Origin of the sequence: Hydrogenophaga palleronii (genome assembly GCF_031457455.1) — a bacterium.
GTDB classification, from domain to species: Bacteria; Pseudomonadota; Gammaproteobacteria; order Burkholderiales; family Burkholderiaceae_C; genus Hydrogenophaga; species Hydrogenophaga palleronii_A.
Window position 1 is genome coordinate 39,476 of record NZ_JAVDWU010000006.1, and the last position, 23,177, is coordinate 62,652.

Annotated in this window: 21 protein-coding genes; 4 read left to right on the forward strand and 17 right to left on the reverse strand. The window is 64.5% G+C overall.

The features are described 5' to 3' along the window. Positions 1 to 15 precede the first annotated feature (15 nt). Together J2W49_RS14675 and queC are read left to right on the forward strand one after the other, a co-directional pair. Entirely contained in the window at positions 16 to 1,266 is a 1,251-nt protein-coding gene (locus tag J2W49_RS14675) for an HDOD domain-containing protein (protein WP_310317499.1), read from the forward strand. A gap of 239 nt (positions 1,267 to 1,505) precedes the next feature. After that, complete coding sequence (queC, locus tag J2W49_RS14680; protein ID WP_310317502.1) at positions 1,506 to 2,243, forward strand: 7-cyano-7-deazaguanine synthase QueC; 738 nt, start codon at positions 1,506 to 1,508, stop codon at positions 2,241 to 2,243. Here queC and J2W49_RS14685 read toward each other — a convergent pair. The 14 genes from J2W49_RS14685 to gspG all read right to left on the reverse strand — a co-directional run bounded on the left by J2W49_RS14685 (position 2,240) and on the right by gspG (position 17,945). Continuing rightward, positions 2,240 to 3,406 carry an MFS transporter gene (locus J2W49_RS14685; RefSeq protein WP_310318326.1) on the reverse strand — a complete coding sequence of 389 codons (1,167 nt, stop codon included), beginning with the start codon at positions 3,404 to 3,406 and terminating at the stop codon, positions 2,240 to 2,242. The two genes, queC and J2W49_RS14685, sit on opposite strands and share 4 nt — an antisense overlap. Positions 3,407 to 3,651: 245 nt before the next feature. Continuing rightward, a complete protein-coding gene (locus J2W49_RS14690; protein WP_310317503.1) occupies positions 3,652 to 5,427 on the reverse strand; it encodes an ABC transporter ATP-binding protein/permease in 1,776 nt (591 codons plus the stop codon). 341 nt (positions 5,428 to 5,768) lie between these two features. Then, positions 5,769 to 6,665: a 5'-nucleotidase gene (locus J2W49_RS14695; protein ID WP_310317506.1), complete on the reverse strand. Its 897-nt coding sequence runs from the start codon at positions 6,663 to 6,665 to the stop codon at positions 5,769 to 5,771. A 365-nt stretch (positions 6,666 to 7,030) separates the two neighbouring features. Beyond that, on the reverse strand, positions 7,031 to 8,263 hold the full coding sequence (gspF, locus tag J2W49_RS14700; RefSeq protein ID WP_310317507.1) for a type II secretion system inner membrane protein GspF: 1,233 nt from the start codon (positions 8,261 to 8,263) through the stop codon (positions 7,031 to 7,033). 210 nt (positions 8,264 to 8,473) lie between these two features. Then, entirely contained in the window at positions 8,474 to 9,919 is a 1,446-nt protein-coding gene (gene gspE / locus J2W49_RS14705; protein WP_310317510.1) for a type II secretion system ATPase GspE, read from the reverse strand. Positions 9,920 to 9,930: 11 nt separating this feature from the next. Further along, the gene (gene gspD / locus J2W49_RS14710; RefSeq protein ID WP_405001038.1) at positions 9,931 to 12,090 is read right to left on the reverse strand and encodes a type II secretion system secretin GspD; all 2,160 of its coding nucleotides are present in this window, start codon (positions 12,088 to 12,090) and stop codon (positions 9,931 to 9,933) included. Between the two features lie 143 nt (positions 12,091 to 12,233). Further along, the gene (gspN, locus tag J2W49_RS14715; RefSeq protein WP_310317516.1) at positions 12,234 to 13,028 is read right to left on the reverse strand and encodes a type II secretion system protein N; all 795 of its coding nucleotides are present in this window, start codon (positions 13,026 to 13,028) and stop codon (positions 12,234 to 12,236) included. Positions 13,029 to 13,031: 3 nt separating this feature from the next. Continuing rightward, positions 13,032 to 13,571, reverse strand: coding sequence for a type II secretion system protein GspM (gene gspM / locus J2W49_RS14720; RefSeq protein ID WP_310317519.1), 540 nt, complete (start codon positions 13,569 to 13,571; stop codon positions 13,032 to 13,034). Positions 13,572 to 13,576: 5 nt separating this feature from the next. Next, complete coding sequence (gene gspL / locus J2W49_RS14725; RefSeq protein WP_310317522.1) at positions 13,577 to 14,878, reverse strand: type II secretion system protein GspL; 1,302 nt, start codon at positions 14,876 to 14,878, stop codon at positions 13,577 to 13,579. Positions 14,879 to 14,954: 76 nt separating this feature from the next. Next, entirely contained in the window at positions 14,955 to 15,953 is a 999-nt protein-coding gene (gene gspK, locus J2W49_RS14730) for a type II secretion system minor pseudopilin GspK (RefSeq protein WP_310317526.1), read from the reverse strand. Next, a complete protein-coding gene (locus tag J2W49_RS14735) occupies positions 15,950 to 16,651 on the reverse strand; it encodes a PulJ/GspJ family protein (RefSeq protein ID WP_310317528.1) in 702 nt (233 codons plus the stop codon). The genes gspK and J2W49_RS14735 overlap by 4 nt, the downstream gene beginning before the upstream one ends. After that, complete coding sequence (gspI, locus tag J2W49_RS14740) at positions 16,651 to 17,043, reverse strand: type II secretion system minor pseudopilin GspI (protein WP_310317531.1); 393 nt, start codon at positions 17,041 to 17,043, stop codon at positions 16,651 to 16,653. Before gspI ends, J2W49_RS14735 begins: the two co-directional genes overlap by 1 nt. Continuing rightward, positions 17,040 to 17,510, reverse strand: coding sequence for a prepilin-type N-terminal cleavage/methylation domain-containing protein (locus J2W49_RS14745; RefSeq protein WP_310317535.1), 471 nt, complete (start codon positions 17,508 to 17,510; stop codon positions 17,040 to 17,042). The genes gspI and J2W49_RS14745 overlap by 4 nt, the downstream gene beginning before the upstream one ends. 3 nt (positions 17,511 to 17,513) lie before the next feature. Next, positions 17,514 to 17,945 carry a type II secretion system major pseudopilin GspG gene (gspG, locus tag J2W49_RS14750; protein ID WP_310317536.1) on the reverse strand — a complete coding sequence of 144 codons (432 nt, stop codon included), beginning with the start codon at positions 17,943 to 17,945 and terminating at the stop codon, positions 17,514 to 17,516. A 113-nt stretch (positions 17,946 to 18,058) separates the two neighbouring features. On the opposite strand from gspG, the gene J2W49_RS14755 reads away from it, so the two are divergent. After that, positions 18,059 to 18,568 (forward strand): type II secretion system protein N, encoded by a 510-nt coding sequence (locus J2W49_RS14755; protein WP_310317539.1) that lies wholly within the window; start codon positions 18,059 to 18,061, stop codon positions 18,566 to 18,568. 190 nt (positions 18,569 to 18,758) lie between these two features. Here J2W49_RS14755 and J2W49_RS14760 read toward each other — a convergent pair whose 3' ends face one another. Together J2W49_RS14760 and ilvA are read right to left on the reverse strand one after the other, a co-directional pair. Beyond that, positions 18,759 to 19,802, reverse strand: a complete 1,044-nt coding sequence (locus tag J2W49_RS14760) for a nicotinate-nucleotide--dimethylbenzimidazole phosphoribosyltransferase (RefSeq protein ID WP_310317541.1) — start codon at positions 19,800 to 19,802, stop codon at positions 18,759 to 18,761. A gap of 78 nt (positions 19,803 to 19,880) precedes the next feature. Beyond that, the gene (ilvA, locus tag J2W49_RS14765; protein WP_310317543.1) at positions 19,881 to 21,494 is read right to left on the reverse strand and encodes a threonine ammonia-lyase, biosynthetic; all 1,614 of its coding nucleotides are present in this window, start codon (positions 21,492 to 21,494) and stop codon (positions 19,881 to 19,883) included. A 300-nt stretch (positions 21,495 to 21,794) separates the two neighbouring features. On the opposite strand from ilvA, the gene J2W49_RS14770 reads away from it, so the two are divergent. Further along, a complete protein-coding gene (locus J2W49_RS14770; protein ID WP_310317545.1) occupies positions 21,795 to 22,244 on the forward strand; it encodes an OsmC family protein in 450 nt (149 codons plus the stop codon). A 45-nt stretch (positions 22,245 to 22,289) separates the two neighbouring features. Here J2W49_RS14770 and coq7 read toward each other — a convergent pair whose 3' ends face one another. Continuing rightward, complete coding sequence (coq7, locus tag J2W49_RS14775; RefSeq protein ID WP_310317548.1) at positions 22,290 to 22,928, reverse strand: 2-polyprenyl-3-methyl-6-methoxy-1,4-benzoquinone monooxygenase; 639 nt, start codon at positions 22,926 to 22,928, stop codon at positions 22,290 to 22,292. Positions 22,929 to 23,177: the final 249 nt, after the last annotated feature.

Sequence of the window (23,177 nt, forward strand, 5' to 3'; positions counted from 1 at the left end):
CCACTTCATTTGTTCATGAGTCACACCGTCCTCGACAGCATGGCCATGGGCTACCAGCCCGTGTGGAACAGCGCCCGCCAGCTGGCGGCCGTGCGCCTTGAAGTGCGCACCCTGCAGCCCGAAGCGGTGGATGCCGCGCACCTCATGCGCGCGCTCGGTGACGACTGGCCGGAGAGTGCGCCGGTGCTCATCATCGCGGTGGACTCACCCACGCTGTTGCGCCAGGCGCTTGCGTGCGACCCGGTACAGAACACCTGGCTGGAGGTGCCCGCGAGCCAGTTCGAAGACGCAGATCGAATGGCACGACTTTCGATCGCTGCCCGCAAGGGCCACAAGCTGCTGCGGCGCACCACCCTGGCCGCGCACCGTGGTGCGGCGCGGATGTCGGTGGACGTGCGCGGCCTGCTCGACATGGACGCCGAAGACGCCCTGGCTGCCCTGCAGGCCAGCGCCAGCGCCGGCATTCCGCAGGCCGCCCGCCGCGCGCCCAGCCCGGTGGTGGCAGGGCAGATCTACGCCGGCGTGGGCAGCCAGATGCTGGCCCGCCACTGCTTGGACGAAGCCGGTGCCTGGGGCTTGCTGGGCTGGCCGGAAGAAGACGTGCTGCACGCCCACCGCCACAAGCCCGTGGCTTGTGACAACGGCGTCATCGCTCAGGTGCAGAAGGCGATCGCTGAAGATTCGTCTCTCGACCACCTGGAACGCCTGGTGCGCCAGGATCCGGTGCTGGTCTACCGTATCCTCATGCTGGTGAACTCCGCCGCCTATGGCGTGGGCCGCGAAATCGATTCCCTGCGCCACGCCCTGATGATGCTGGGCTACATCGCATTGAGCCGCTGGCTGAACGACATGCCCAAGGACAAGGATCTCGATCCCGATCTGCACCCGGTGCGCTACGCCATGGTTATGCGTTCGCGGCAGGCCCAGCACTTGCTCGAGCACGGCTCGGAGAACAACCTGCGTGCCGAGGTCTACACCACCGCTTTGTTTGCCCAGCTCGATCGGTTGTTGAACCAACCCCTGGCCGAATTGCTGGGCAAGCTGCCCCTGTCCGGGCGCGTATACGACGCCGCCCTGCGCAACGACGGACCGTACCACCCGTTGCTGGAAGTCGCTCGCGTGCAGGGCGAACCCGGCGAACTGCAACGCCTGGCGTCCGTGTGCCACCAGCACGGCCTCAGTGTGGAACACGCCAACCGCTCGCTTATCCGCATGCTGGCCACCAGCCGGGATCACGACCGGCCGCGGCCTGGCAGATTTCATTAGTCCCCCCCGCGCCGCTTCGCGTCACCCCCCAGGGGGGCGGTATTGGGTCCCCCCGCGCCGCCTTCGGCGTCACCCCCCGGGGGGGCGATGCGAGTGGCCCGGCGAAGCCGGTTCCACCGCATCACTGGAATTTGTTGGCGTTACGCCCCTTTATATGAGATGCCGTGCACCACACCCTCCCCCGCTGGGGAGGGTGTGGTGCGGGTCTGCGGCGGCGCGGGGGCTTTAACATCCACGGCATGACTTCCACCCCCCACCACACCAGCGCCCTGGTCCTGTTCTCTGGCGGGCAGGACTCGACCACCTGCTTGGCGCATGCACTCTCGCGTTTCGAGCGTGTTGAAACCATCGGGTTTGACTACGGTCAGCGCCACAGCGTCGAGTTGCAGGCCCGGCAGGTGGTGTTGCGTGAGTTGCGTCAGTGTTTCCCCGTCTGGTCCATGCGCCTGGGCGAAGACCATATGCTGGACCTGGCTGTGCTGGGGAAGGTGAGCGACACCTCACTCACGCGCGACATGGCCTTTCGCATGGAAGAGAGTGGGTTGCCCAACACCTTCGTGCCCGGGCGCAATCTGCTGTTCCTCACGCTGGCCGCCGCGCTGGCCTACCGCCGCGGTATCCAGGTCATCGTCACCGGCGTGTGCGAAACCGACTTTTCCGGCTATCCGGACTGCCGCGACGACACCATGAAGGCCTTGCAGGTCGCCTTGTCGCTGGGCATGGATCATCGCTTCCTCATCGATACGCCACTCATGTGGATCGACAAGGCCGAGACCTGGCGCATGGCCCACGAACTTGGCGAGGCGTCACAGGTGCAAGGCGGTGGCCAGGCGCTGGTGGACCTGATCGTGGAGCACACGCACACCTGTTACCTGGGCGACCGTGAACACCGGCATGCCTGGGGCTATGGCTGCGGCACTTGCCCGGCGTGCGAATTGCGTGCCAGGGGTTGGGACCGCTACCGCGCAGGGTCCTAAACCACCTTCACCGGCCCTTTGTGCCCCAGCGAAGGATGTGTCCGCGCATCCACCACCGCCCAGCCAAACACCCCCAGCCCGGCCAGCGCCAGCAGCGCCCCCACCCAGCCGGTGGATGTCCAGCCCAGGCCGGCGCTGATGGCCACGCCACCGAGCCACGCGCCCAGGGCGTTGGCGATGTTGAAGGCGGAGTGATTGAGGGCGGCCGCCAGCACCTGGGCCTCGCCGGCCACATCCATCAGGCGGATCTGCAGCGCAGGACCGATCGCCGCGATAGTGCCAATCAGGAAAATGGTGATCGCGCCCGCCACCACATGCTGCGCAGTGAACACAAACGCCACCAGCACCACGATGGACCACACCAGCACGCCACCCACGGTGGGCATGAGCGCACGGTCGGCCAGGCGCGAGCCGAGCACATTGCCCACCACCATGCCCAGTCCGAACAGAGCCAGCACCACCGGCACACCAGACAGCGGCAGGCCTGCCACTTCGATCATGGTGGGCTTCACATAGCTGAACACCGCGAACAGGCCGCCGAACCCGATCGCGCCAATGCCCAGCGTGAGCCACACCTGCTTGTTGCGCAAGGCGTTCAGTTCGCGCAAGGGGCTGGACCCCACGGATGCCGCCATCGCGGGCACTTCGCGCCGGATCAGGCCGGCCGCCAGCAGGGCAATGCCGCCCACCAGCACGAAGGCGGTGCGCCATCCAAAGTGCTGACCCAGCCAGGCGGCCAGTGGCACGCCCAGCAAGGTGGCCAGCGTCAACCCCGTCATGACCCAACCCACCGCCCGCGCGCGCTGCCCTGGCCGCGCCAGTGAAGCCGCCACCAGCGCGGCCACGCCGAAGTAAGTGCCATGGGGCAGGCCGGTCATGAATCGCAGCAGATTCATCGAAAGATAGCCCGGCGCGAGTGCGCTGGCAAAGTTGCCCAGCGCGAACACCAGCATCAGCGCCACCAGCAGCGCGCGCCGACCCCAGGAGGCGGCCGCCACGGCCAGCACCGGCGCACCGACCACCACACCCAGTGCGTAGGCGCTGATGACATGCCCAGCCTGCGGGATGCTCACACCCAGATCGGTGGCGACCTCGGGCAGCAGGCCCATGATGACGAACTCACCGGTGCCTATGGCGAAGGAGCCCACGCCCATGGCCAGCATGGCCCGGCCCGGATGGGCCGCAGTGGAAACGGGGGAAACGGGCGACGCGAGGTCCGGGGTGGAGGGGTGGTGCACGGCGAAGGGAGGGAGAGGGGCGGGGCCACGGCGCGCGGACACGTCGGCCGGAGGAGGAGCGGCAAGTATAGGTAGAAACCCTGATTCTTGCCTTTGACGCCGCTTTGATGGCGCGTGGGAGTCCTCACCCGGCGCCTCGACGTGCGCTGGCGCAAGCTCAGCTCGGCACCTCAGGCCGGCAGCAAGCGAAAGCGCGCGCCGCCAGGCTCACCGGGTTGCAGTCCCCATTGGGTGTCGTGGTAGTCCGCCACCGTGGGCCGGTGCGCGATCGAGATCAGTGCGCCGTCGCTTTCTTTCACCAGGGCCTGCAAGCGGGTGTACAGCGCGGCTTCGGCCGGCTCGTCCAGTGCACTCGTGGCCTCGTCCACGAACAGCCAGCGCGGCTTCTTGAGAATCGCGCGCGCGATCGCCAGCCGTTGCTGTTCACCACCCGAGAGCTTCTGTCCCCAGGTGGCGGGTTCGTCCAGCTTGTTCACCAGATCGGGCAGCAGCGATTCGCGCAAGGCCTGCTGCAGTTCGGTGTCGCTGTAGCGATCGGCCGGTGCCGGGTAGGCGAGCGCGTCGCGCAGCGAACCTTGCGGGAAGTAGGGCCGCTGTGGCAGGAACATGGCCCGCTCCGCGAAGTCGGCGGGCAGCCGCAGGTGCCGCTGCGCCCAGGGCCAGATGCCTGCCAGGCCCCGGAACAAGGTGGACTTGCCGCTGCCCGAAGGGCCTTTGACCAGCACCGAGTCGCCAGGATGCAGGCTCAGGCCACGTGCCGACAGCAGCGCAACGCCGCCGGGCAGCGCCAGTTGCAGGTCGTCCAGGGCCAACGCATCTTCCTCGTGGGTGGTCGCTGCCGTGGCCGCTTCTGGTGCCTGCAGGGCCTGAAAACTTTCTTCAAAACTGGTGATGCGATCGGTGGTGGCCCGCCAGGCGGCCAGGCGGCTGTAGTTGTCCACGAACCAGGAGAGAGAGTCCTGCACCTGGCCAAAGGCAGACGAAATCTGTATCAATTCACCCAGTTGGATGGCGCCACTGAAGTAGCGCGGCGCGGCCACGATAAAGGGGAACACGACTGCAGCCTGACCGAAGCTGCTGGTAAACCAAGTCAGCCGCTTTTGCGCGTTGATCAGCTTGAGATAGTTGCCCAGCACTTCGCCGAATCTTCCACTCAGGTGTCTACGCTCAACCGGCTCGCCTCTGTCCAGCGCAATCGATTCGCTGTATTCGCGCACCCGCACCAGATGGTGACGGAAATCCGCCTCATAGCGCTGCTGATTGAAGTTCAGTGCAATTTGTGGTCGGCCAATGTAGTGCGTGATCACGCTGCCCACCAGGCAATACAGCACCGCCATCCAGACCATGAAGCCGGGAATGCTGTATTCACTGCCGTTGAAGCTGAACGCAAAGCTACCCGAAAGCGACCACAGGATGCCGACAAAACTCACCAGCGTGACCACGGCATTGAGCAGACCCATGGACAGGGTCACCGAGTAGCTGGTGAACAGGTTCATGTCTTCGGCAATGCGCTGGTCCGGGTTGTCGGGCGGGGCGTCTTCGCCTTTCGCAAAGCGCGCGAGTTCCAGGTGGTAGAACGCCTTGTCGGCCAGCCAGCGGTTCATGTAGTGCCCGGTCATCCAGGCGCGCCATCGCATCTCCAGCAACTGCGTCAGGTAGAAGCGGTAGACCGCAATGATGATGAAACCAAAGGCCAGGTAACTGAAGCGACCCAGCTCGCGCCAGAAGACTTCCTGGTCCTTGTTTTGCAGCGCGTCGTAGAACAAGCGATACCACTCGTTGAACAGCACCGCCATGTAGACCGCGCCCAGATTGAGCGCAATGATGGCGGCAAGCAGCCCGCGCGCTTTCCATTTCTCTTCGGAATTGAAGTAAGGCGCAGCCAGGCGCCGCACCTTGCCGGCAAAGACGAGAAAGCTCTGGAACTTGGACAGGGGTTGGGTCATCGATGGCTCCGGAAGCGGCGATAAAGAGGAGTGTCAGTGGGCGCAGCAGGCTGGACGCAGGATCAGTGCCAAGGGCTGTCGTGTACGCGCCGAAGGCGCGACGTCCGGGGCGTCAAACAGTTTCATCAACGAAGTGCCCCATCCAGAAATGCCGAAGAGCCGGCTTTGCCGGTCCAAGGGCATTGCCCCCTTGGGGGATGACGCGCCGGAGGCCCGGCACGGGAGCGCCAAACAGTCTCATCAACGAAGTGCCCCATCGAGAAATGCCGAAGATCCGGCTTTGCCGGTCCAAGGGCATTGCCCCCTGGGGGGTGACGCGCCGAAGGCGCGGCGCGGGGGGGTCATAAATTAGATATGCCGCTGGCCACATGACCGGATGGCACGTGGCGCGACGCCGACTCGATGTGCCCTGTCTGATCGTCAAAGAAGAAGTCGGGCTCGAACTCGCGCAGGAACTCTCCCTTGGGCAGACCGCCCAGGAACATGGCCTCGTCCACCTCGATGTTCCAGTTCATCAGGGTGCGGATGGCGCGTTCGTGCGCGGGCGCGCTGCGCGCGGTCACCAGCGCGGTCCGGATGCGCATCATGGGCGTGCCTTCGTTCTGAAGCCGGTGCAGCGCTTCAAGCAACGGCTTGAACGGGCCGCCGGCCAGCGGTGTGGCGGCATTGCTCGCCTCGTGCGTCTGAAAAGCGGTGAGGCCTTGTGACTGAAACACCCGCTCCGCCTCGTCAGAGAACAGCACGGCGTCGCCGTCAAAGGCAATGCGAACTTCGTTCGGGTGCGCATCGCTGGCGTGCACCGAATGCGGGTAGACCTGGGCGGCCGGCACCCCGGCATCGAGCGCGGCACGCACATCGGCCAGGTGGGTCGAGAGAAACAGGTTGGCCCGCAACGGCCGCAGATAGCGCCAGGGCGGCTGGCCGCGCGTGAAGCTGCCGCGCTGAATGGGCAAGCCGTAGTGCTGTGCCGAGCGGAAAACACGCATACCCGACACAGGATCGTTGCGCGACAGGATCACCACCTCGACCCGCTGCGCATTCGCATCATTGAAGGCCAGCAGCTTGTGCACCAGCGAAAACGCCACACCCGGCGCCGCCGGCTGGTCCAGCCGCTGCAACTGCAGATTCATGTAGGCCTTGTCGTCGCCGGTCTCAAAAATTCGGTTCTCCTCCTCGAAGTCGAACAACGCCCGAGAAGAAATCGCAACCACAAGTTGACCGTCCAGCGAAGCTGCCATGTCAGAGTATCCAGGTGAACATCAGAGGGAGGAAGAGTCCGTCAAGCGCATCGCGCTGGCTCCCGAACATATCAGCTATTCAGCAAGGTCTGCGCTTCCGCAGCCCATCCAACTCAGCTCATGCCGTCATTCCCTGGTCAATCCTCCGGCGCGAAATGCCAGAGTCCAGGAACACCGCGGAACTGGCTTTGCCAGGCCGCTGGTGTTGCCCCCTTTGAGGGGGTGACGTGCCGAAGGCACGGCGCGGGGGTGGGTCAACCTTTCCGGCGCGAAATGACCCAATCCAGAGATACCGTCGGGCCGGCTTTGCCGGACGACCGGTATCGCCCCCTTGAGGGGGTCGCGCGAAGCGCGGCAGGGGTGGGCTAAGTCACCAGCTGGTTCAACTGAATGATGGGCATCAACACCGCCAGCACAATCATCATGACCACCAGCCCCATGGTTACGATCAGCAAAGGCTCCAGAATGGTGGCCATGTGCATGGCGCGGCGCTGCACTTCCGCACTGAGCTGCTCCGCCGCCCGGGACAGCATGGCCGGCAGCTGCCCGGTCTGCTCACCCAGCCGGGCAAACATGCTCACCAATGCGGGAAACCGCTTCTTGCTCGCCAGCGCGGAAGCCAGAGGCGCCCCTTCACGCACCAGCACCAAGGCATCAAGCGCGTCGGCCCGCATGGCCTGGTTCGACAGCGTTTCTGCAGCCGTCTGCAGTGAGCGCAGAATGGGCACACCCGCCGAAGCCAGCATGGCCAGAGTGGCAGCGAACCGGGCTGCGTTGTAGCCGCGCGCCAGGCGGCCGATCAGAGGCAAGCGCAGCCAGGCGGCGTCCATGCTCAGGCGCATGCCCGGATTGCGCCGCGCCATCACCACACCGATCACAGCGAGCACCGCGGCGCCCAGCATCCACCAGCCGTAGTCACGGACGAAGTCGCTGATGGTGATCATGGCCACCGTGAGAAAGGGCAGGGCGCGCTTGCTGCCAGCGAACACGCCCGCCACCTGGGGCACCACGTAGGTCACGAGAAACACCACGATGACGATCGCCACCAGGGTGACGATGGCGGGGTAGAGCGAGGCCGCCAGGAGCTTGTTCTTGAGCGCCTCGCTCGTCTCCAGATCATCGGCCAGGCGTTCCAGCACGGTGCCCAGCTGCCCACTCTGTTCACCGGCTGCGATCACGGCGGTGTACGAATTGGAGAACTCGCGGGGGTACTGGGCCAGGGCCCGTGCAAACGGCGAGCCGCCGTTGACCTCGGATCGCAGCGAGGCCATGAGGTTGCGCTGGCGACTTACCTCGGCCTCTTCCGTCAGTGCCGCCAGCGCCCGCTCCAGCGGCAACCCGGCCGCTACAAGCCCGGCCAGTTGGCGGGTCCACACGGCCAGCGCCGTGGCATTGAAGATGCGCCCGGCCCAGATCGTGACATTCAGCCCGCTGGAACTCCCGCCGGTGCCTGACGACCCCATCGCCGGCTCAACCAGGATCGGCACCAACGAACGCGCCCGAAGCATGCCCCGCGCCGAACGCGCCGTATCCGCATCGATCAATCCCTTCTGGGTAGCGCCCTTCGCATCCAGGGCTTCAAACGTGTAGGCAGGCATGTTCAGAGAGAGGTTTCAAAGCGACCCGCGCAACGATGGAGCGTGGGGGTGCGAGGGCCAGTCGCCGGGTCGCACGCAGTACGGCGGGGTTGTGCCAGTCCCTCCAGAGTGAAGTGTCTCAGTCCAGAGATACCGAGGAACCGGCTTCGCCGGGCCTCTGGTATCGCCCCCTTGAGGGGGTCGCGCGAAGCGCGGCGGGGGTGTTCCAACCTAATCTCGAGTGACACTCATCACCTCGGCCACAGACGTGATGCCTGCATCAATGAGGCGTTGACCGTCTTCGCGCATGGAGCGCAGACCCGCCGCCTCCGCCGCCACATAAACCTGGCTCTCAGCGGCGCGGTTGTGGATCAGCGCGCGGATCTTGTCGTCGGCCACCATCAGCTCATAGATGCCCGTTCGGCCTTTGTAGCCGGTCTGGTTGCAGCGCTCACAGCCCACGGGTTGCCAGCGCCCGCGCTCGTCCTGTTTCCGGCAATGCACGCACAGGCGCCGCACCAGGCGCTGGGCCAGCACGCCCAGCAGACTGGACGACAGCAGGAAGGGCTCCACACCCATGTCGGTCAGACGGGTCACCGCACTGGGTGCGTCGTTGGTGTGCAGCGTGGCCAGCACAAGGTGGCCGGTGAGGGACGCCTGAATGGCAATCTGCGCGGTTTCAAAATCGCGGATCTCGCCAATCATGATCACGTCAGGATCCTGCCGCAGGATGGCCCGCAGCGCCTTGGCAAAAGTGAGTTCGATGCGCGAGTTGACCTGCGTCTGGCCAATGCCGGGCAGTTCGTATTCGATGGGGTCTTCCACCGTCATGATGTTCTGCGTGCTGGCGTCCAGCCGCTGCAGCGAGGCGTAGAGCGTCGTGGTCTTGCCCGAGCCGGTGGGGCCGGTGACCAGGATGATGCCGTGCGGTTGCTGGATCAGTCGCTCGAACTGTCCCAGCACATCACCCTGCATGCCCACGGCTTCCAGATTGAGCTTGCTTTCGCTCTTGTCCAGCAGGCGCAACACTGCGCGCTCGCCATGGGCACTGGGAATCGTCGACACCCGCACATCCACTGCGCGGGTGCCGATGCGCAGCGAAATGCGACCGTCCTGCGGCAGGCGCTTCTCGGAAATGTCGAGCTCGGCCATGATCTTCAGGCGCGAGATCAGGGCGGCGTGCAGCGCCCGGTTGGGTTGCACCACTTCGCGCAAGGTGCCGTCCACCCGGAAGCGCACGCTGGAATGGCGCTCATAGGGCTCGATGTGGATGTCGCTGGCACCGTCGCGCGCGGCCTGGGTGAGCAGGGCGTTGAGCATGCGGATGATGGGCGCATCGTCTGCCGTTTCCAGCAAGTCCTCAATGGCGGGCAAGTCCTGCATCATGCGGCTGAGATCGGCGTCGCCCTGAACCTCGCTCACCACCGCTGCGGCACTCGATTCGCCTTGCGCGTAGGCGGCGCTGATGCGCTGCGAGATTGCCTCACCGCTCTCCCACTGAATGTCGCTCACACTGTGGCGTCGCAGAATTTCTGACAAGGCGGACAGGCGCCGTGTCTGGGTGTGGGCATCTGCGGCAGGTGTGTTGCTGCCCAGCAGCGTGACCTCTTCGCCGTTGTCTTCCAGCAGCCACTGATGTTCCCGCGCAAAGGCGTAGGGGAGCGGGTATTTCGTCACGAGCCCGACCCCTACTGTTGAGGACCTGCTTCGGCGGGCGCAGGGCTGGCAGGCGCATTTGCCGGTGCCGTGGTGCCCAGGGGGGGGAGCAGCGCGCCAGGCGCCAGTTGAGGGGCGAGCACCGGTGATTCGTTGATCTGAAGCACGCTACTGGGTTTGGGCTGCGCATCTTTCTGCACCGCACGCATGAGTTCGTAGCGGTCCAGTGCCAGCGTGCTGGTTTCGCGGCTGTCGCGCATCACCACGGGGCGCAGGAACACCATCAGGTTGGTCTTCTTGCGTGAGCGCGATTCGCTCTTGAACAGGTTGCCGAACAACGGAATGTCCCCGAGCCCGGGAACCTGGTCCTTGTTGCCCGCGTATTCGTCCTGCAACAGGCCGCCCAGCACCACGATGGCGCCATCGTCCACCAGCACCGTGGATTCAATGGTGCGCTTGTTGGTGATCAGCCCCGTGGCTGAATTGACCGATGAGGGTTGCACGCTGCTGACCTCTTGGTAGATGGTCATCTTGATCGTGCCGTTTTCGCTGATCTGTGGCTTCACGCGCAAGGTCAGGCCCACGTCCTGGCGCTCGATGGTCTGGAACGGGTTGACCGATCCTTCGTTGCTGCCCGTGTTCGTGAACTGGCCCGTCACGAAAGGCACGTTCTGGCCGATGACGATCTTGGCTTCTTCGTTGTCCAGGGTGAGCAGGTTGGGGGTGGACAGAATATTGCCTTCACCGGTCTGCTGCAGCATGCGCGCCAGGAAGCCCAGCACGTACACCCCGTTGCGGCGCTCGGCCACGCCCAGGTTCACGCCTTGTCCTGGCGGGGTCACCTGACCGAAGTTCCCGGAGGCGATGGGCAGTGTGTTGGTGAGGATGTTGTTGCCCCCGGAGCCAAAGTTGGTGCCCAGCACACCGACCATTCGATCGCCGAACGCGCCCAGCGGGCCCTGCCACTGAATCCCGAACTCGGCCGCCTTGTCGGCGTTGACCTCGGCGATCAGGCTCTCCACATAAACCTGTGCGCGCCGCGAATCGAGTTTGTCGATCACCGCGCGCAGTTGGCGGAAGACCGGCTCGGGGGCGCTGATGATCAGGGAGTTGGTGGCGGGGTCTGCCTGAATCTGCCCGCCCGTGGACGGGCCGGTGCTCGCAGACACGGGCGCCGTGGCCGGGTCAGCGCTCGCGCCCCCTCTGGCGGCGGTGGAGGTGGCCATGATGCCGGAAGTGCCGCCTCCCGAGCCCGCGCCCGAGCCGGAGCCCGGGGTGGCTTCGGCAGCCATGGCGGCCCGCAGGGTGGTCGCCAGCGAAACCGCGTCTGCGTTCTTGAGGTACACCACGTGAATGTTGCCGCTCGCGGCATCGGACGTCGGGCGGTCCAGCCTGGCCACCAGCGAACGCACCAGCGCCAACCGGGCGGGGTTGGCGGCGCGCAGGATCAGGCTGTTGCTTCGGGGCTCGGCGACCAGGCTGGTCTTGACGGCGGTGTCAGCCGGTGCCGCACCGCCAGCCACCGCACCGCCGGAATCCATCAGCTTGGTGACCAGCCCCACCAGATCTTCGGCCACGGCATGTTGCAGCGGAATGATTTCCACATCCGTTGCCCCGGCCACGTCAAGGGCCGAGATGATTCGGCCGATGCGCTGCAGGTTGTCGGCGTAGTCGGTGATGACGATCGAGTTGTTGCCCGGGTTGACGTTGATCGTGTTGTTGGGTGCGATCAGGGGCCGCAGCACCGGCACCAGATTGTTGGCAGATTCGTGGTTGAGGCGGAAGATCTGGGTCACCACCTGGTTGGAGGCGGTCAGCTTGCCTACCGAGCCCGCACTCACGATGTTGCCCTGCAGCTTGGCGTCCGCTTCAGGCACGATCTTGTAGAGGCCACCCGTGTCCACCAGTGAAAAACCTTGCAGGCGCAACACGGCGCCGAACTGGTTCAGTGCCGCGTCTGGTGACACCGGACGCTCGGTGGCAAGGTTGATGGTTCCCCTGACCCTGGGGTCGACCACCACGTTGCGCCCTGTGATGGTGGCCATGGTGCGCGCCACAGCTTCAATCTCGGCGCCCACAAAATTGAGCACCACCGGCTCGCTGGCGCGGGACTGGGCCATCACCGATGGCCCGAATGCAGAGCCGATCCCGCCCAGAAGGAGGCTGCTCAGGACCAGCGCTGCTGGTGTCATACCGTGCTTTCGCGGACCCTCGGGGTCGCGCCGGACTGGGGCCGCACGGAAGTAGAAAGTTTTCATATCCGAATCCTATCGCGAAGTAGGCCGCGATGTCTGTTTTTTGACTAGTGGCAAGGCGGGGGTCATGCAGGGTTTCCTTAACCGATATTGACCAGCGAACGGGAGCCGTCACGGCGGCCGATGATGTTGAGAAGGTTGGTCAGGGTGACCTCCCGGCCTGGTGCAGCACGGGCCTCGCCTTCGAACCGGAGCCGCCCACCGACCCACTGCCCGGACCCCTGAAGCTGCAGATCGCCTCGCAGCGTCTGCAGATCCAGCGACGCGGAATGACCATCCTCCAGCGCCTGAAGTTCCAGACGGTAGCTCCCGAGCGGGCGCAGCGTGGACAGGCGTGAAGCAATGTCCAGCGCGTCGATGGCAACGGCGCCCTCCATGTTGGCGCGGCCTTGCGTCCAGCGCAGCGTCATGCCTTCGGTTTCCAAGGCGAGCTGTCCCTCCATGCGCAGGGTGTTCCAGGGTGTGCCCAGTCCACTCAGCAGATCGGCAGGCCACTGGCTGCTCGACGCCGCGATCTTCAGCTCGCCGCCGCCCCAGCGGGGCCTGGCTTGCAGATGGACGGGTTTGGGTGTGCAACACGGCGCATGCAACCGGATGCCGAGCGCTGGCATGCCGGCATCCAGCCGGGGAGCCAGTTGCCAGTGCAAGCCGCGCGGCAGCACGGTTTGTGTGCGGCTTCCGGCGCCGCCAGAGAACATCAGATCGGCCTGTCCTCGCCAGACGGTGCCACTGGCGTTGATCAGCCGCAACTGGCCACTTGAAGCCTTTTCGATGCCCTGCGCGAGCCAGCGTGCCGGCGCAAAAAACAGCAGAGCCAGTACAAACCCTAGCACAAGCCCGATCCATGCCATCCGGTGTGGCCAGTCTGTTGCCATGCGTCAGTTTCCTTCGCCGAGTGATGGTCCGGCCAGCACCAGGGTTCCGCTCCAGGTGGCCGGTGTGGTGCCGCCTGAGAGTTGTGCTTCCACCGGGGTGAGGCGTGCATTCAGGCGCACGCGGGCCAACCAGTTGGCCAATGCCTCAGGAGGCGTTCCGCGAAGTGTCACGGTGGGCCGGTCCCCGACCACATTGAGTTGACCGGTCTCGCCGAGGGTCTGCATGCTGTCTTCGAGCGCGCGCAGTGCTTCGGTTCTTCCCAGGGGCTGTGCCGTGTTCTGCGCGCGCACCGTGCCAGCGGTCGCCGCCATGGCTCTGAGGCTGGCCAACTGTGCGTCAACCTGCGCGTGTTGCGCCGGAGCCTGTCGCAGTGTCTGAATGGCCGGTGCCAGCGCCAGCCACCAGAGCAGCAGAAGACCTGCAATCCAGGCCGTGGCCATCACCGCATTGCGCTCGCGGGGCGATAGGCGCTCCAACGTGGTTTGCAGGCCGTTGGCCAAGCGGGCTGAGAAGGAGGGGGGCGTGGAAGACGGTGAGGCCATGGTGTTCAAGGCATGGGTGGGCGGACCAGCAAGTCGGTGCCTTCAATGCGCACCTGCCAACCGGCACGCCCCATGGCCTGGATGACTGCGTTCAGCGATTCCTCGGAACCCCTCCACGCGCCAAAGCGTCCTTCATTGTTGTTGAAGGCGATTTGGGTGGGGTAGGGACGAGGCTCAACCGATGACTGTGCAATGGTCCCCAGCTGGGCCTCCAGATCGCCGGGCGACAGTGTGCCACTGACTTTGAGCAACTGGGTCAACTCTCGCTGCATTTGTACCGGGGCGTCCAGCACCAGGCTGACGTGAGGAAAGGTTTGCTGAAGCGTCTGCCTCACCGCCAGCTTTTTGGCATCAATGGCGCTGCGTTCTGCCCAGGCTGCCACATTCAGCCCCACAAGCTGAACCGCCACCAGGGCGGCCAGTCCCCAGCGGGCCGCGCGAAACGCGGGCGAACTGCGCCAGCGCCGGAAGGTGCGGCGCCAGCGCTGTCCCCGGCGGGCGCCGGACGACAGGCTCAGGTCGAACTGGGCCAGGTTCCAGTCGGAAAAGGCGCATTGCAGCAGCCACGAAGGGCGGGACACCAGGTCAAAGCGCTGGTTCAGCGCGCGTTCTGCCATGGCAGCGACCGAAGGATCGGCCAGCCAGCGCGTCGTGCTGGGATCAGAAGTGGCGATATCGATGGGTGGCCCTGAAGAGGCGGGCATCATGCCGCCAAAGGCCGATTCACCAAACGTGCTGTTGGCGCTGTCCCGCAAAGGCGTGCAACGCACACCCAAAGGGCATGACGTGGCCAGCCAGACCTGCTCCCCTTCGTCATGTGCCCAGTGCAAGGTGGGCTCGGCGCTGAGGTTGGCGTCGTTGGCGTCGGTCGAGGGCGTGAGCGGGGTCAGTGGCCAGAGCGAGGGCACGATGCGGGACACGGGTCGGCCCACACTTTCCAGTGCCTGCAGCCAACTCAGCAACCACGCCTTGGCACACGCCGCCACCCAGACCGTCTGACCGGAGCGCCCTCCGGGCTCCAGCGCGAAGTGCAGTTCGCTGATGTCGCTCAGGACACGCTCTTCGAGCAGGCCATCGAGCACGGCGCGCAACTTCGCTTGCGGCACCTTGGGCAGCACCACACGGTGCCACGACACCGCACGGGGCGGCAACACCAGAACCACGTCCCCGTCGCGCGGCAGCAGTGAGGCGGCGCACTGTCCGTGGTCCAGCACCATTTCGCCATCAGCAGACAGCGCCCAGTCGACCATGGCCGATGGGCCAGCCGTGGGTGCGACGGAAAAGTCGGAGGCGGTAACGATCAGCACGGCAGGGTGGTGAGGGGTTGAGGGGCCATCGGTCGGGCACCCATTCTAGAGAGACACTGTGTCAAATGGGAAACACTCATTGTCCGGCAATGCGTTCACGCCACACCACCCTCACGCTGAGACCGCTGCGAACCACCACGGAACGTTCCTCGATCACCACGTCGTCGAGCCTGAGGCGGCCGCGAATTTCAAAGAAGCGGCTGCGTGCCCCGTGGTGGAGATCAGACAGCTGCACCGATTCGTAGCGCGCCATCATCACCTCGGCATCGTTCAGACTCTTGAAGGGCGTGCGCTCCCGTTCGTAAATCAGTTGCTGTGCCTGGGCCATGTCCAGCCCCGGGATGCTGGCCGCCAGGGCCTGCGCGCTGGCTGTGTTGATGTTCAGCGTCGTTCGCGTGGGCAGCACCACCACATGCGGCTCCAGCACCGCCAGACTGGACGGCCGAATGCCCAGCCACGCCAGGTGGGCCAGCTTCTTTGGCGCCAGTGCGGTGGGCGATGGCTTGGGGTCCTTCAGTGCCAGGTTGTGCGTCTTCACCAGCTCGTTTGCCGCGGCGGTCAACTCCGAAGCCGGCAGATCCAGCAGTTCGAACAGGCGGGTGAATGCCCGCATGTCGGTTTCCGAAAGGGCCGCCTTGGCCTCTGCGCCATCGCCGGTCACGCGGACCAGGTTAGTGAAATTCATGCGCGATTGCAGGTCGATGATCTCGCCCGACAGAAAGGCCTGCAGCACATCGTCGGTGTTGTTGTTCTTGTCGACCGCAAGAAAGCTGGTCAGCCGGGCTTCTTCAAGCGGTATGGCCCAGGGTTCGCCCAGGTGGTCGCCATTGCCGCTGTTCTGGTTCGCACGTGCGTCTTCTCGCAAGATCAACCGGGACCAGTCCAGTGCGCCGGTCAGAATCCAGGACGCCTGCATGCGCTGACGCTCGGCCGTTTCCACCTCCACGGCCCGCCATTGTTGCCACATGGCCGCTGCGGCCATCGTGGCCACCAACGTCACGGTCAGCATGGCCAGCAGCAGGGCGGCGCCCTGTTGCAATCGGGCAGCCTGCCGCGGCGGGCGCAAGGGATTCACCTGCCCGCCTCCAGCGTGGTGCGGACCCAGTCGCGCACCAGTTCACCCGTCAGGCTGTGGCCAGGCGACATGCTGAGCACCACCCGGACCCCATTGGGAAGCTGGAGCTCCTCCGAGTCAATGCCCCCCTGGTTGCCAACCGCTGATTGTGGGTTGGCCCAGGTTTCACCCCGGTGATAGAAAAGCTGCCACTGGGTAATGGGAATCAGTGCCACGCTGCTTTCGTCGCTCGATACCGCGCCACTCCCCTGCGATTCACGCCCCCACTCGGATGCCCGCTGCCAGGCGCGGGCCAACTGGTCACGTTGCTGGATCAAGCCGGATTGCCAACGCGACCAATGTGCTGGCCCTGCGCCTCCAGAGATGCGCGCCCAGGCCACCACCCGCATGCCAGGGCTGACCAGACCGGTTTCGCTCGCGTCCCGCCGTGTGAGACGCAGCACGCGACCATCGAAATCCAGTGCACTGATCTCACCTGTGTCGAACACGGCATCCAGGTCGGCGTTCCATTGTCCCAGCGTGGCCTGCAGGCGCAACAGGTCGTCGGCGTGCTGCTGGGTCAGGGTCTGGGTCCGGGTCATGCCATCGATGGAACGCCAGCTCAGCAGCGCCAGCATCGACATCACCACAATGGCAACCAACAGCTCAATCAGGGTGAAACCACCGGCGCGCCTCGTTTGGACGGACAGCGCGATCATCAGTATCTTCCCTGCACGGTGGACAGATTCAGCAGGCGCACCGCCGAGGCACCGGTCGCCGATTCGACAATCGCATCCACCCGGCGGAAGTTCGGGTTGGGGGTGGGCAGAACGGACAGGCGAATCACCAAGGTGCGCCCTGCCTGAACGCAGTCGGTGGTGCTTTCACCCACGTTCGGTAGCTGGCGGGCCAGGCGCAGGCGACTCAATTCATTTTCTGCGCACAGTTGCGCCAGCCATTGTTCTGTCTGGCGCTCGGCCGAGCGGGTCAGCGCTCCCGTGGCCTGAAGGCCCGCCGCCAAGGCAATCGCCACCACCGCCAATGCCACAAGCACTTCGACCAGGGTGAAGCCCTTGTTTCGGCAAGCATCGAGGTGAAGAGTTGCCTTCATGGCACAGCCTCCGGCGCAGCGACAGCGAAGGGTGACAAGCCGTCGGTGGTGAGCATGAGGCTGCGTTCGCCCAAATGCAGGGTCAGGCGCTGAGCCGCAATCAAGGGCTCTGGTCCCAGCACCAAGGTCTGCGCGTCGGACGGCTGGATGATCTGGGCCCGGGTTTCAGGCGCGAGCCAGTTCCTCGGTCCCCAGATAGATGAGGTGCCCTTGGTGGGTGTGTCGGGTCGAGGTCGCACGTCGACAAACTCAAAGCCCTCCGGCAGCGCGCGCCAAACCACGGGTACGCCGGTGGTACGCGACTGCGCCCGTGCGGCCTCCAGCATCGCCGACAGACGCAGCGCCTCGCGCTCAAGCTGTGTGGCATCTCCATCGCGCAGAGCCAAGGTGGCGCCAGCGGTGGCCAGGGCCGCAATGGCCACGACCACCATCAACTCCAGCAATGTGAATCCGCGGCTGCGGTGCATCGCCTATTGCCAGCTGCCGATGTCTGCGTCTCGTCCTTCGCCCCCCGGCTGCCCATTCGCACCCAGGGACAGCACGTCGATTTCTCCCTGCAGGCCCGGGTTCAGGTACTGATAAGGGTTGTTCCAGGGGTCGTTGGGCAGCTTGTCGAGGTAAGGGCGCCAGTTGGGCGGAATGGGCCCAGAGGAGGGCTTGGCAACCAGCGCCCTGAGGCCTTGCTCGGACGTGGGGTAGCGCTGGTTGTCCAGTCGGTAGAGCTTGAGCGCCTGAACGATGTTGTTGACATCGGTCCGGGCGGTGGTCACACGCGCATCGTCTGCCCGGTCCAGCACGTTGGGAACGATCAGCGCGGCCAGCAAGCCGATGATGACAAGCACCACCATCAGCTCGATCAGGGTGAAACCTCGGCTGAGTGCGCGCAAGGCGTTGGGTAGCATGGCCTGCGACCGTGCCCGGGGGGGGCAATAATGTGTCAAAACGTTCTCCCGAAAACAAGTCTTGGCCATTTGAATGGCGGCATGCCATGGCCGAGGTCGATCATAATGCGCCCATGAGCAAGTCACTGTCGTTTGGCCATTCTGTCTTTCAGGGCGACGTTCCTGCCGGGCTGGTGCCTGCACGGCGTCCCTGGTCGGGGGTGGCGGCCGGTGTGATCTGGCTGGCCGCGGGCTTGAGCGCAGGCTATTGGGTGCTCCAGGCGTGGGGCCGCTCGCCCGTCACGCCGGTGGCATCGGCGACCGTGTCGCTGCCGGTGGTCGACACCAACAGCGTGTCTCAGGCACTGGGCGCCACAGCCGCGCCTGTGGTGGGTGACGCCGGGCCGGCAGTGCCGGTGACCACTCGCTACGAGCTCATCGGTGTGGTCTCCGACCGGCGCCAGCAAGGTGCGGCGCTGATTGCAGTGGATGGGCAACCTCCCAAGCCCTATCCCGTGGGTGCCGAGCTGGAAGGCGGCATGTTTTTGCAGTCTGTGAACGGACGCACCGTGCGTCTGGGGCCATCCATGACAGCGCCCCACAGCATGGAACTCACCTTGCCGGCGCCTCCCGAAGGCGCTTGAGCTGGCCCACCCCCGCGCCGTGCCTTCGGCACGTCACCCCCTCAAGGGGGCGATACCAGTCGTCCGGCAAAGCCGGCCCGACGGTATCTCTGGATTGAGTGACTTCGCGCCGGAACGCTTGGCACACCCCGCAGTGCTTCGCGCTACCCAATCGATGGAGCGATACCAGTGACCCAGCCAAGCCGGTTCCTCAGCTCTGCGGTGCGAGCAGATCGCGCGCCGCCAGCAGCAAGGGCCAGGCCAGCAGCGCGCCGACGCCTTGGCCGACCCGGAGTTCCATGTCCATCAGCGGCTGGGCCTGCAAATGGATGAGCAACAGGCGGTGACCCGGCTCGGCTGATCGGTGGCTGTAGATCAGGTAGTCGGCCACGGCAGGACGCAAGCTGCGGGCCACCAGTGCTGCCGTACCTGACACAAAACCGTCCACCAGAACAATCCGCCGTTCGCTGGCTGCCTGCACCATGGCGCCAGCCATCATGGCGATTTCAAACCCGCCCATGGCGGCAAGGGCTGCCAAGGGAGATACGGCCTTGCGATGCCGGGTGGCTGCTTCAAACAACTTCTCCAGCTTGTGCCGCCTTTCGGTGTCTGCCAGGCCACCTTCCTGCTCGTGGTCGCGCCCGCAGGCATCGGCCAGTGGAACGCCGCAGAGCCTGGACAGCAGCAGGGCCGCACACGAAGTGTTGCCCACCCCCACATCGCCCAGCGCCACCACATTGCCTGGCAAATGACGAACCACATCCATACCGGCATGCAAAGCCGCCACCGCTTGCGTCAGCGACATGGCCGGACTCAGCACCATGTTGCGTGTGCCATACCCGATCTTGCGCAACAACAGAGGGACTTGACCCAGGTCCAGGTCAGGCGGTGTCAAGGGATTGGCGAGCCCCGCATCGATCACCGTCAGCTCGAAGCCGTGAAGCTTGGAAAGTGCGTTGACGGGGGCGCGGCCGGCGAGTATCTGCGTGACGCGCTGGCTCGTCACCGCTTGGGGAAACGCAGACACACCCTCGTCTGCAATGCCATGATCCGCAGCGAACACGAGCATCTGGGGAGATTCGAATGCCAGTGCGTCAAATGGCGTTGGGGGAGCGTGCTGAATCCGCCCCAGTTGAAGCACGAGCGCCTCCATCCTTCCCAATGCGTGCTCCGGAAACCCCTCTGGCGTGACGCGCCCACGAAGCGCGTGGTCCAGATGAATGTCAGCCGTGGGCTCCACCTCGGGGAGCTTCAAGCCGCTGGACGTGACAGAGGGCTGGACTGAAGCCGGGCTTGGGAAAGGCTGGATGTTCATGTGCTGCCCAGGGACAGGTCAGGTTTTGAGGAAAAGACGGTAAACCGGATTCCCCGTCTCTTCCACAAAGGGGTAGCCCAGTGTTTCGAGAAACTTGGTGAACGCCTTGTCGTCTTTGTCCGGCACCTGCAACCCCACCAGAATGCGACCGTAGTCGGCACCCTGGTTGCGGTAGTGGAACAGACTGATGTTCCAGCCTGGTCGCATCAGGCTCAGGAACTTCAGCAGTGCGCCAGGGCGCTCGGGAAACACGAAGCGCAGGAGCCGCTCATCCTTGGCCAGCGCCGAGTGGCCGCCCACCATGTGCCGGATGTGCTCCTTGGCCAGTTCGTCGTGCGTCAGGTCCAGGGTGTCAAAGCCGTGACGGCACAGATTGGCGGCGATTTTCTTTGACTCGCCCTTTCCGTGCGTTGTCATGCCCACAAACACGTGCGCCTGGGCGCCGTCGTGGATGCGGTAGTTGAACTCGGTCACATTCCGCGGCCCGCCGGGCAGTTCTCCAATGACCTCGCAAAAGCGGCGAAAGCTGCCGCGCTCTTCCGGGATCGTCACCGCAAACAGCGCTTCCCGCTCCTCGCCGACTTCGGCCCTTTCCGCGACAAAGCGCAGGCGGTCAAAGTTCATGTTGGCACCGCACAGAATGGCAGCGTAGGTCTCACCCTTGGTCTTGTGGGTGGCCACGTACTGCTTGATGGCCGCAACCGCCATGGCGCCAGACGGCTCCACGATGCTGCGGGTGTCCACAAACACATCCTTGATGGCCGCACAGACCGCGTCGGTATCGACCACCACGAATTCATCCACCAGTCCGCGCGCGATCCGGAAGGTTTCTTCTCCAACCAGTTTGACCGCTGTGCCATCGGCAAACAGACCCACGTCGTTCAAGGTGATCCGCTCGCCCGATGTGACCGATTGCAGCATGGCATCGGAGTCGGTCGTCTGGACACCGATGACCTTGATTTCAGGACGAACAGCCTTGATGTAATTGGCCACGCCTGAAATGAGTCCACCACCGCCGATGGCCACGAACACGGCATCCAGATGGTCAGAGCCCAGGCTTTGCAACTGCCTGAGGATCTCCATGGCGATGGTTCCCTGGCCTGCGATCACGTCCGGGTCGTCAAACGGATGCACGAAGGTCAGACCCTGCTTTTTCTGCAGCGTCACGGCGTGGGTGTACGCGTCTGAGTAACTGTCCCCGTGCAGCACCACTTCGCCGCCCAGCGCACGCACGGCATCCACCTTGAGTTGCGGCGTGGTGGTCGGCATCACGATCACGGCGCGCGTGCCGAGCTTGTGGGCGCCCAGTGCCACGCCCTGGGCATGATTGCCCGCCGATGCACAGATGACACCTCTTGCCAATTGATCCCGTTCAAGGTGCGCCATCTTGTTGTAGGCGCCTCGCAACTTGAAGCTGAACACCGGTTGCTGGTCTTCGCGCTTGAGCAGCACCTTGTTGTGCAAACGGCGACTCAGGTTCCTGGCGGGCTCCAGTGCGGACTCCACTGCGACGTCATAGACGCGCGCCGTCAGGATTTTCTTGAGGTAATCAGCTGGACTCAGGGCCCCTGTGGTGGCAGGGGTCTCGGTACGGGTCGTCAGGGCGGGGGATCGGGGTGTGCGGGCTGGCATGGTGTTCCTTGGCACGCATCATATCGGGCCCCAAAACCTCCCAATGCTCCGCCGCTTGCACGGGTCGCTGCCTCCAAGGGGGTGCTTTTTGCCTTCGGGCTGCCCGGAGGCAAAAAAAACCCGGACTGGCAGAACCGGTCCGGGCTTAAATCCACCCGTGGAGGGTAGAGGAGACAACCTTAAATACAATGACGCCAGTATATCCTCGGTATGCTGCGTTGCAACATCGGTAAACCGATTTAAGCGTTGGCTGCTGGCACTTTCTTCAAAAAAACCACTTTTTTCACGCTGGAACACACCATGGAATGCACGGTCAGTTGGACAGGCGCAACGGGTACACGCTCGCATATGGGTTTTGTCGCTGAGACCGGCAGTGGGCATGTGCTGACCATGGATGGCGCTCCTGATGCCAACAAACCGGAAAATGGCGGCAGCAACCTCGCTCCCAGACCCATGGAGACCGTGCTTGCCGGAACCGGTGGTTGCACCGCCTACGACGTCGTCCTCATTCTCAAGCGGGGTCGGCATGACGTTCGCGGATGCAGCGTCAAACTCACGACCGAGCGCGCGCAGACCGATCCGAAGGTTTTTACCCGGATCCACATGCATTTTGTGGTCAGCGGCAAAGGGATTCCGGCTGCGGCGGTTGAGCGGGCGATTGCCATGAGCCATGACAAGTATTGCTCTGCCAGCATCATGCTGGGCAAAACCGCAGAAATCACGACGGCATTTGAGGTGCTTGAGGCTTGATTCGCTCCGCCAAAGACTTCGGGCGAGGCCTGAGGCCCTGCGGTTTTACACCCGGTGCGCCACCGTCGTCATGAGGCGTGCTGCCAGCGTCATGAGCCCTTTCACAGGGCCGGGCAATTCAACCGCGCCGGCGTGAGCGGCTTCCCTGGCGTGCCGGGCCTCGTCGGCTTTCATTTGCGACACGATGGCTCGTGAAGCGTGGTCATTGACAGGCAGCCGCTCCATGTGTGAGGCCAGGTGAGCCTCCACCTGTCGCTCGGTTTCAACGACAAAACCCAAGCTCACGCCCCGTCCCATGCGGCCCGCCAACAGCCCCAGACCGAATGCGCCGGCGTACCACAAGGGGTTGAGCAGTGAAGGACGGGCACCAAGCTCGTCCAGACGGCGCTGTGTCCACGCCAGGTGGTCGGTTTCTTCCTTGCCGGCCGCCTCCAGTTGCCGGGCCAGCGTCGCGCCTGCCCCTCCCGCACCGCGGGCTGCGAGTGCCTGGGCCGTGTAGAGTGCCTGTGCGCAGATCTCACCCACATGGTTCACCCGCATCAATGCGCCCGAGAGTTGCCGGTCCGCGTCCGTCAGCGAATCGGTCGACTCATGCTCAGGCAGGGTCGGGCATTCGCGAGAGGCGCTGGGCGCAACGAACAAGGTGCGCAAGGTCGAATCGACGGCGTTGATCAAGGCGTCCATGGCGAGGGATCCGTGGGGTGTTCATGGTGGCGACAATGCCTGTCATTGTGCCGCTTCCGGACAAGAAGCGCCTTGGGTGCCGAGCCTTCCATGGCTCGCACCATCGTGGGGATATCTGTTCTGAAGCGTGTTGCCCTTGCACCACAAACAGACATCCGAACCGTAGAAACTTTTGCATCTGACATCGCCATCTGTTGGAATACATGCAACTTCCAAAAAACGGAGGTTGGCGCGGGGGCACTAGACCCA